Origin of the sequence: Virgisporangium aurantiacum (assembly GCF_016863635.1) — a bacterium.
GTDB classification, from domain to species: Bacteria; Actinomycetota; Actinomycetes; order Mycobacteriales; family Micromonosporaceae; genus Virgisporangium; species Virgisporangium aurantiacum.
Genome location: NZ_BOPG01000054.1, coordinates 23,331 through 32,491 on the forward strand (window position 1 = coordinate 23,331; position 9,161 = coordinate 32,491).

Below are 9,161 nucleotides of genomic sequence, written 5' to 3' on the forward strand. Positions count from 1 at the left end.
GGCTTCCGGTTCGCCCGTCGCACCTCAGCCCACCCCGGCCAGCCGCCGGTTGACCAGGGCGACGAACCCGTTGAGGGTGCTGACCTCGGCCAGGTCGTCCTCCGGGATCGCCACCCCGAACCGCCGCTCGGTCCGGCTGGCCGTCTCCATCAGCGCCAGCGAGTCGTAGCCCAGCTCGGCGAACGGCAGGTCGGCGACGTCGCCGTCCAGGTCGATCGACTCGTCCTCGCCCGCGCACTCGCGCATGATCTGCTTGACGTCGTCCAGGGTGACCTGCTCCATCTGCGGCTCCTTCGGCAGCGCTCTCGGTGCTCGGACCGAGAGTGGCCGAGCTCGCTGGAGGCCCGCTCGAACGCCGCCTTAGGCGACGTAGAGCTGGCGGTTGACCAGTTCCCGGACCACGGCGGCGAGCAGCGACGGCACCAGGTACGACGCCTCGCCCTGGCGGGCCCGCAGGCGGTCGGCCGCCGGCATGCACTCGATGACGAGGTGCGCGTCGACCAGCTGTTCCAGGATGGTCTCCGCGGTCGACCGGCCCACCTTGACGATCCCCGACATCGCCCCGGCGGTCAGCCTGGTGAGGCCGCGGGCGATCACCGTGTAGAAGGACTGCCGGGTGACGTCCGTCAGCTGCGCCAGGCTCGCCTCCACACTCGCCAGCAGCGAGGCGCCGCCGGGGCCGAGCTCGATCACCCGGTTCTCGGCTACCGCCAGCCGGTCGGCGAAGTGCTGCAGCGACCAGTGTGGACGGTTGACCAGCCGGACACCGACCGCGCGCACCGCCAGCGGCAGCCCGTCGCACATCAGCACGAGCCGGCGGGCGGCCTGGGGTTCGGCCGCCACCCGGTGCTCGCCGATCACCCGGCCGAGCAGGGTCAGCGCGTCGTCGACGTCCATCCCGGTCAGGGACACCGTCGCCACCCCGGGAATGCTGCTGACCAGGTTGGTGCGGCTGGTCACCACCAGGGCACAGGCGGGGCCGGCCGGGTGCAGCGCCCGGACCTGTGCCGCCGACCGGGCGTTGTCCAGCACGACGAGCACGCTGCGGTCGGCCGTCCAGGTGCGGAACGTGTTGCTCAGCTCGACCAGGCCGGTCGGCGACACGTCGGTCGGCACCCCGCAGCTGCGCAGCAGCCGGGCCAGCGTCTGCGCGATGCTGTCCGGGTGGTCGTCGAGCCCGTCGAGATTCTCGTAGAGCTGGCCGTCGGGGAAGAGGTGCCGTACCTGGTGGGCGAGGTGCAGGGCGGAGGTCGTCTTGCCGACCCCGGGCGGGCCGAGCACGCCGACCACGTGCGGTGCCGACCGGGGTTCACGGCCGGTCTCCGCCTCGCGGCTCTCCAGCCAGCCGCGCACGCGGACCAGGTCGCCGCAGCCGTCGACGAAGTCGGCGATGTCGGGCAGCAGCTGCGCCGGCACCACCCGCGTCGGCGCGCCCGCGGCCGGCCCGGTCGGTCCGACGCTGAGCCCGCTCTCGTCGTTGAGGATCGCGTGGTGAAGCTGGCGGGTGCTTCCCGACGGTTCGAGCCCGTACTCGCCGATCAACTGGGCGCGGGCGCGCTGGTACACGTCCAGCGCCTCGGCGCGCCGGCCGCTGCGCACCAGGGCGACCATGAGCTTGGATACGAAACCCTCGTGCGCCGCGTCCGTGTTGACCAGTGAGCTGAGTTCGCTGACCACCTCGTGGTGCCGTCCGAGCTGAAGATCGATGTCGATGCGCAGCTCCAGCGCCGCCTTGCGGCTCTCCTCCAGCCGGGTTGCCGCGGCGGCCAGCAGCGGGCCGGCGTCGATGTCGGCCAACGGCTCGCCGGTCCACAGGTCGAGCGCCTCCCGCAGTTGATGGCTGGCGTCTTCGAGCAGGCCGTGCTCGCGCATTGTCTTTGCCCGGGCAAGCAGCTGCTCGAACTCGTGCACGTCGAACTCGTCCTCGACAGCCAGCCGCAGTTCGTACCCGAAGGGCCTGGTGACAAGCAGATCCTCGCCGGTGCGGCCGATCAGGGCGCCGCGGAACAGCCGACGTAGGTGGTAGATGTAGGTCTGCAGCGTCGTGCGCGCGCTGACCGGCGGCCGGTCACCCCACAGTTCCTCGACGAGCCGGTCGACGCGCACCCCCCGGTTCGCCTCCAGCAGCAACAGAGCCAGGACACGTCTCTGCATCGCGGCCGTCGGTGTCGCGAGCCCACGGGCTCCGTACACCTGAAAGGGTCCGAGCAAGTTGAACCGCATCCCCGCTACCTCCCCGTTGCAGCTGACAACGCGGGACGGCTCCCTCGGTCGGGCCTCGCCAGACGAAGGTTGTGGCATGCGTACGGAACCCGTGTGCAGTCTCCCCGCATCCCCGTTTCGGACCCGTCCCATCCCCCGATGGATCGATGCGCTACAAGCCTGCTGGCGCTCGCTTGAGGCGCCATCGAGTCCCAACATAGTTCGCGAGTGACGTGCTTCCGAAACTCGTTCCATGTGCGGTTTCGGGTCGGAGCGACCCGACGATCGCTTCCCAACAGGTGAAATCGACGCATGGAGATTCGTCGAAATGCGTATTCGTGCACCGGTGTATCGGACCGCACGCCACACTCCACGGCCTCCCCCGCGCATCGCGAACTCCGGCCTCCTACCAGCAGGAGATCACGGTGCGCTTTCATCGCGGCTTCGCGCCGCTCTCATCCGGAGGTCAGAGCGGGATGTTGCCGTGCCACCCGCGCCCCGCCGGCGCGGAGGCGAGCGCCACGATCAACCGCTCGCGGCTCAGTGCCGGCTCGATGACCTCGTCGACCAGGCCGAGTTCGACCGCGCGGTGCACGCCGCCGTTGCGTTCGTCGTACTCCATCGCCAGCCGCTCGTGCAGGGCGTCGCGCGCGTCGTCGGCAGCGGCGGCCAGCTCGCGCCGGTGCAGCACACCCACCGCCGAGCGGCCGGCCATCACCGCGATCTGCGCGGACGGCCAGGCGTAGACCCGGGTGGCGCCGAGCGCCTTCGAGTTCATCGCGATGTAGGCACCACCGAACGCCTTGCGCGTCACCAGCGTCACCCGGGGCACGGTGGCCTCGGCGAACGCGTGCAACAGCTTGGCGCCGCGGCGCACGATGCCGCCCCACTCCTGGTCGACACCGGGCAGGTAGCCGGGCACGTCGACCACGACGACCAGGGGGACGCCGAAGCTGTCGCACATCCGCACGAACCGCGCCGCCTTCTCCGCCGCCGACGACTCGAGGCAGCCGCCCAGCCGCAGCGGATTGTTGGCGACCAGGCCGACGGTCCGGCCGCCGAGCCGGCCGAGGGCGGTGATCACGTTGGGCGCCCACTTCGGCTGCAGCTCCAGGTAGGAGCGGACGACCGAGCCGTCCGCGCGGCCCACCGTCGTGTCCACCAGGCGATGGAGCAGCGGACGGACGTCGTACGCGCGGCGCGGCCGGTCCGGCAGGACGGGGCCGGGGTCCTCGCCGGCGCCCGCCGGCTCCAGGTCGAACCGGCCGGGCCGGCCGAGCAGCTCGGCCAGCCGCCGGGTCTGCGCGATCGCGTCCGCCTCGTCGCCGGCCATCACGTGCGCCAGGCCGGACTTCGTGCCGTGGGCCTGCGGCCCGCCGAGCGTGCGCATGTCGACCTGCTGGCCGGTCGCACCGCGCACCACGTCGGGGCCGGTGACGAACACGCGGGCGGCGTCGGCCATGACGACGATGTCGGTCAGCGCCGGCCCGTACGCGGCCCCGCCGGCGGCCGGGCCGAGCGCCAGCGAGATCTGCGGCACCCGGCCGGACGCGGCGACCATGGCGGCGAACACGGAGCCGACCGCGTCCAGCGCCGCCATGCCCTCGGGCAGCCGCGCGCCGCCGGAGTGCCAGACCCCGATCACCGGGCACCGCAGGCGGACGGCCGCGCCGATCGCGTCGACCATCACCGCGCAGCCGTCCACGCCCATCGCTCCGCCCATCACCGACGGGTCGGTCGCGTACGCCACGACCGGTGCCCCGCCGATCCGGCCGCGCACGGCGCGCACGGCGCCGTCGGGGGCGGCGGACAGCGGATCGACGGTGCCGGGGTCCAGCAGGGCGGCCAGCCGCGCCTCGGGACGGCGTGGGTCTCCGCCGTCCGCACCGGTCCGGGCCAGGGCCGTTGGGGTCGCTGTCGCGCTCAACTCTCGCCTCACCGCCATCCGGGCGCGCCGTCACGTCGCCGGCAACGGTGCTGGCGCCCGGTGGAAGACCGGTCGAACGCGACTCGACGCCATTGACGGAGTGAGGACTCACTCGGTAGCGTTGTCGCCATGACGAGCGAACCGGTTCGGCGGCGGGCGCCCGGGATGACCCCCGAGCAACGCCGCGAGATGATCGTCCGGGCGGCACTGCCGCTGGTCGCCGACCGCGGCGCGGCGGTCACCACACAGCAGATCGCGCGGGCCGCCGGCATCGGCGAGGCCACGGTGTTCCGCGTCTTCGCCGACAAGGAGGCGCTGCTCGACGCGGTCCTGGCCGAGGCGCTGGACACCAGCCACGCGCTGCGCGAACTGGCCTCGATCTCGCTCGACCAGCCGCTGGCCGCGCGCCTGGTGGAGGCGGTCGACGCGCTGCAGGCCCACCTCGACCGGATGGGCACCGTGATCGGTGCGCTGTACGCCTCCGGGCACCGGGCCGGCTCCGCCCGGCCGGCACCGGGGGCCTCCGACCGCCCGGGTGCACAGGCCGGTGACGGTTCGCGGGGCCGCGGGCCGGAGTGGACCACCAGCCGCGACGCCGCACAGGCCGCCACCCGCGAGGCCGTGGCCGAACTGTTCGCCCCCGATCGCGACCGGTTGCGGTTGCCCACCGACGTCCTCGCGCGGGTCTTCCTCGGCCTCGTCTCCACCCAGAGCCGCATCACCGACGGCGGCCCGCCGGCCGTCAGCACCGACGACGTCGTGAACCTGTTCCTGAACGGCGCCGTCCTCGATGAAGGGAACGAGAAATGACCACCACCGTCACGGACCGCTCCGCCACCGGCGCCCGCCGCCGCGCCCGCGCCCTGACCGTCGCGGCCGCGATTCTCCTGCCCGTGCTGATCTGGCTGGTCGCCGATCCGATCGCCGGCCACGACCTGATCGTCGACGGCGGACCCGACCAGGAGCCGATCCAGGTGGCCGCGTTCGCGGTCGTGGTCGTCCCGCTGCTCGTCGGGCTGGCCGGCTGGGGCCTGCTGGCAGTGCTGGAGAAGGTGACCCGGCACGCGCGCGTCATCTGGCTGGTGATCGCCGCGGTGTTCCTGCTCATCTCGTTCCTCCCGCTGACCGGGCCGGGCACGCCCGGCTCCACCCGCCTGATCCTGGGCTCCATGCACCTGGTGGTGGCCGCGGTCCTGATGGTGGGCCTGACCCGCACGTCGCCCACCACCCGTTGACCCGGGCCGCTACTCCGCGACCCGCGTGCGCATCGCCCACCGGAAGACCACCGGACCGCCCGCCCCGCTGTCGTGCCGGACGAAGTGCTCGTAGCCGCCCTGCCAGCGCAGCTTGATCTTGTCCGCGCCGGCCGGCACGGCCCGCGACCGGTCGGCGGCGGGCAGGTCCGCCGGGCCGCCCTCCAGCACGGCCGCGACGGCCGGCCCGGCCGCCCGGGCGTCGTCGGTGAACTCGTCGTTGCGCCGGTCTGTGACCATGGGACCCTCCCGCGCTCGGCGAACGGTGACGCCCCGTTCCTGTCACCGTCCGGTCGCGGGCCGCTCGATCGCCGCCGGAGCCCCAGCGCCCGGCGGGTGCCCGCCCCGGGATCGCCTCACGCGCGGGTCGCGCACCGCCACCGCACGGCCTGCGCCTCGCCGTTGGCGTCGTTCGAGTGGCCGCCGATCACGAGGCCGTCCGCGCTCATGGCGGCGACCCCTTCCCCGGCGCGTGCGGCCGACGGCGTCAGCGGGGGCAGTTCGGCCCGGCCGGCCGGTGCGGCGACGGCCATCCTGTCGCCCTCCTGCACCATCCAGCCCAGGCTGTTGCCCACGAGCCCGAAGGCATGGTCCAGCATCGTGAACCGCTCGGTGCGCAGGTCGAACAGCAGCGGGTACGACCTCATCATCTTGTCGTCGCGCGTGACGGCGCGGCCGAAGACGATGCCGCGGTGGATCGTCGACACCCACAGCGACTGCGCCGGCCTGCCGTCGATCTGCGGCAGCGGCAGGAGGCGGCCGGTGCCGTCGGGCGTCCAGACGTAGCCCCGGTCGCCGGGTTCGTGGCCGGGGGAACCGGGGCCGGAGACCGTGCCGAGGACCGTGCCGTCGGTGTCGACGTCGTTGACCCTTCCGGACAAGTGCCCGTCGGGCAGCGGCAACGGCTGCGCCGGCGCGCCCGCGTCGCGCCACACCACCGGCTGGTACCGCCCGACGTCGCCGATGGATCCGGCGATCGTCCCGTCCTCGCCGACGGCGGTCGCCGCGACACCCGCCCCGACATCGCCCGCGGGCGGCCGCAGCACGGCGAGCCTCCCGTCGCGGTAGACGTAGGCCGTCGTGCGGTCGCCGGTCCCGAAGCTGAAACCGACCGCCACGCCCGAGCCGTTGACGTCGTCGAAGCTCTCGTCGGAGCCGGGCATGTCGACCGTGGTCATGCGGTCGCCGTCCCAGACCAGCAGCGGGTGCCGGTCGGTGTATCCGGTGCTGGCGTACGCCCGGCCGACCAGGAACCGTCCGCCCGGATCGCCGCCGGTCACCCTGCTGCGCGGGTGGCCGGCGGGCACCGGAAGCTTCTCGACGCGGCAGTTCACCGGCACCGGAGGAGCGGTGGACGCGGACGGGCTCGGTCCGCCCGTCCCGACGTTGTTCTCCGGTCCGGTCTCCGGACCGGCGACGGACCGCAACCCGCCGGCGGCGACCGCCGAAGCGACCAGCGCGGCGCCCACGGCGACCGCCGCGCCGCCGAGGATGCGGTTGCGGCGCCGCCGGCGCAGCGCACCCCGGCGGACGTCGGCCACGAGGGTCGGCCGGGTCCGCACGTCGTCGCTGACGGTCCGCAGCACTGTGGCGAGGCGCTCTTCGTGCTCAAGCATCGAGGTCTCCGTTCTGGATGAGTGCGGCCTCCGGCAACGCGGCCCGGAGCTTCGCCAGCCCGCGGAAGGTGTGCGTACGGACGGTCGGTTCCGAGCAGCCGAGGACGTCGGCGACCTCGGTCACCGACAGCCCGTTGAGGTAGCGCAGGACGATCGCCGCCCGCTGCCGACGGCCGAGCGTTCCCAGCAGGTGCAGGACCCGGGCCCCGCCGGACACCTCGCCGGCGTGGTCCTCGACCGCGGGTTCGACCGCGTGGTCGAGCGGCACCTCCCGGTGCCGGCGCCGCCAGCGCCAGTGGTTGATCGTCCGGTTGACCAGGGCGCGTCGGGCGTACGCCTCCGGCGAGCCGGAGATGCGCGACCAGCGCAGGTACACCTTCTCCAGCACCTCCTGGAGCAGGTCCTCGGCCTGATGCCGGTCACCGCACATCAGGTATGCCAGGCGGAGCAGCTCATCGGCCCGGCTCCGCACGAAGTCGTCGAAATCATCCATCGGTCCTCCGCCAAGGTGTCACATGTGATTGACACCGGCGGTCGCGGAGGTGTTTACCGCCGTGGCCACCCGTTCCCCGATCTCCGGGCGGCGGGCCGGTTCACGCCGGCCCGGCGCACCCGCGGTGCGGCAGGGCCAGGCGGGATGTGAGCCGGCGCCAGGAGTTCGCGCTGATCAGCCCGCACAGTTCGGTGACCGCCTGTTCGATGTCAGAGGTCCAGGTTCGGACGACTCCAGCCGAGTCCCCGGTCATGAGGCCGTGGCCTTCGGGCCGGAACGCGACCGTGAGAACTGCCGCGTGGTGGCCCAGGAGCGTTGCCATCTGCTGCTGGTTCGAAACGCTCCGCAGTGCGACGGTCTGGTCGCTGCTGACGCTCGCGACCACACGCCCATCCGGGCTGAACGCGACGGCGTTTGCGACATCGGTGTGGCTACTGCCGGTGGATTCCCCGGTCCGACGTAGTGTTCCGCCGATGCCGGTGCTGTTCACCCACACGTCGCCGTCGGTGTACGCGGCTGCCAGGGCTCGGCCGTCCGGACTGACCGCGATGCCCTGGACCGGTTTGATGAAGCCGCCCCAGTTGGCCCAGATGTCGGTACGCCCCTGGCCGTCGAGATCGACCAGCACGATCGCGCCCCCGTGGCCGGCAGCGAACAGCGTATGCCCGTCCGCACTGAACGCCACTGCGGAGGTCTCCAGTGGCATTCCCCAGTTCGACAGCGTGCCGCCGTCGAACACCCGCAGCGGCCGCATGGTGAGCGCGGTCCAGATCGTCGCGCGATCGTCGGCGGTCGCGGTGACGATCATGTGACCGTCGCGACTGTAGGCCGCGGCGACAACCGGCGCGCCGGCTCCGGCGCGGGTGGCCACGAGAAGGTTGCGCCCAACGTCCCAGACGAGCACCCGTCCGTCATTGCCGGTACTGACCATCGCTTGGCCGTCCGGGCTGAACACGACTGTGCGGACCCCGCCGGGATGCGCGGCAGGATGGGTGGCTGCCGTCGTCCGGGTCGTCGTGTCCCACCAACGAACGGTTCCGTCACTGTCGCCCGCGGCGGCGGTCCGTCTGTCGGGGCTGAACGCCACGGTGTTGACGGACCGGTCCGGGGCCGACTGCTTCTGGCCGGTGTCCAGTAGTGACACCGCTCCCCCGTCGTCGCTGACAGCCAGGACGTCGCCGTCGGGGCTGAGCGCTATCGGTCCGGAGACTTCACCGTACGCAGACAGCGACGCCAGGCGGCTGCGGCCGGCCGTTTCCCATATCTGGATCGGCGGTGTACCGCCCGGGTGTCCTCTCCCGGTGGCGAGGATGCCGGCACGGCCGCCCATGGCGTACGCGATGTGCGGGCCGCTGTTCAACGCACCCCGGACGGCCCAGTTCGTGGTGTCGAACAGCGTTGTTCTCTCCTGCGCCCCGGTCGCCAGGGTCGTTCCGTCCGGGCTGAACGCGACCTCCTCCGGCGGATACGAGAATCCAGCGGGTCGTACGAGGACCGCGAGCCGTCGTACCGTCGGCAGCGCCGCCACGTCAAAGATTTCGGGATTCTCGCTCAGCACCGCGAGGGTCCGGCCGTTCGGGTTGAATGCCACCGATCGGGCGGCGCCCGCCTCGGCGGTGACCGTCGTGACGAGCGTCCGGTCGACGGTGCTCCACAGCCGTACCTCCCGG

Annotated in this window: 9 protein-coding genes; 2 read left to right on the top strand and 7 right to left on the bottom strand. The window is 72.8% G+C overall.

The annotated features are described in order from the left end of the window. Positions 1–24: 24 nt before the first annotated feature. The 3 genes from Vau01_RS39605 to Vau01_RS39615 all read right to left on the bottom strand — a co-directional run bounded on the left by Vau01_RS39605 (position 25) and on the right by Vau01_RS39615 (position 4,147). Positions 25–282 (bottom strand): acyl carrier protein, encoded by a 258-nt coding sequence (locus Vau01_RS39605; protein ID WP_204004713.1) that lies wholly within the window; start codon positions 280–282, stop codon positions 25–27. 78 nt (positions 283–360) lie between these two features. Then, positions 361–2,154, bottom strand: a complete 1,794-nt coding sequence (locus Vau01_RS39610; protein WP_204004714.1) for an AfsR/SARP family transcriptional regulator — start codon at positions 2,152–2,154, stop codon at positions 361–363. Positions 2,155–2,668: 514 nt separating this feature from the next. Beyond that, a complete protein-coding gene (locus Vau01_RS39615) occupies positions 2,669–4,147 on the bottom strand; it encodes an acyl-CoA carboxylase subunit beta (RefSeq protein WP_204004716.1) in 1,479 nt (492 codons plus the stop codon). A 111-nt stretch (positions 4,148–4,258) separates the two neighbouring features. Here Vau01_RS39615 and Vau01_RS39620 point away from each other — a divergent pair, with 111 nt between their 5' ends. Continuing rightward, complete coding sequence (locus Vau01_RS39620; RefSeq protein ID WP_204004718.1) at positions 4,259–4,939, top strand: TetR/AcrR family transcriptional regulator; 681 nt, start codon at positions 4,259–4,261, stop codon at positions 4,937–4,939. After that, on the top strand, positions 4,936–5,364 hold the full coding sequence (locus tag Vau01_RS63875) for a DUF6069 family protein (RefSeq protein ID WP_239152220.1): 429 nt from the start codon (positions 4,936–4,938) through the stop codon (positions 5,362–5,364). Before Vau01_RS39620 ends, Vau01_RS63875 begins: the two co-directional genes overlap by 4 nt. A 9-nt stretch (positions 5,365–5,373) precedes the next feature. Here Vau01_RS63875 and Vau01_RS39630 read toward each other — a convergent pair whose 3' ends face one another. The 4 genes from Vau01_RS39630 to Vau01_RS39645 form a co-directional block, all read right to left on the bottom strand. Continuing rightward, entirely contained in the window at positions 5,374–5,622 is a 249-nt protein-coding gene (locus Vau01_RS39630; protein ID WP_239152221.1) for a DUF5988 family protein, read from the bottom strand. 116 nt (positions 5,623–5,738) lie between these two features. After that, positions 5,739–6,998 carry a hypothetical protein gene (locus Vau01_RS39635; RefSeq protein ID WP_204004719.1) on the bottom strand — a complete coding sequence of 420 codons (1,260 nt, stop codon included), beginning with the start codon at positions 6,996–6,998 and terminating at the stop codon, positions 5,739–5,741. After that, on the bottom strand, positions 6,991–7,491 hold the full coding sequence (locus tag Vau01_RS39640; RefSeq protein ID WP_204004720.1) for a SigE family RNA polymerase sigma factor: 501 nt from the start codon (positions 7,489–7,491) through the stop codon (positions 6,991–6,993). Before Vau01_RS39640 ends, Vau01_RS39635 begins: the two co-directional genes overlap by 8 nt. A 100-nt stretch (positions 7,492–7,591) precedes the next feature. Further along, positions 7,592–9,161 (bottom strand): WD40 repeat domain-containing protein (locus tag Vau01_RS39645; RefSeq protein WP_204004722.1); only part of this gene is annotated, 1,570 nt, incomplete at its 5' end.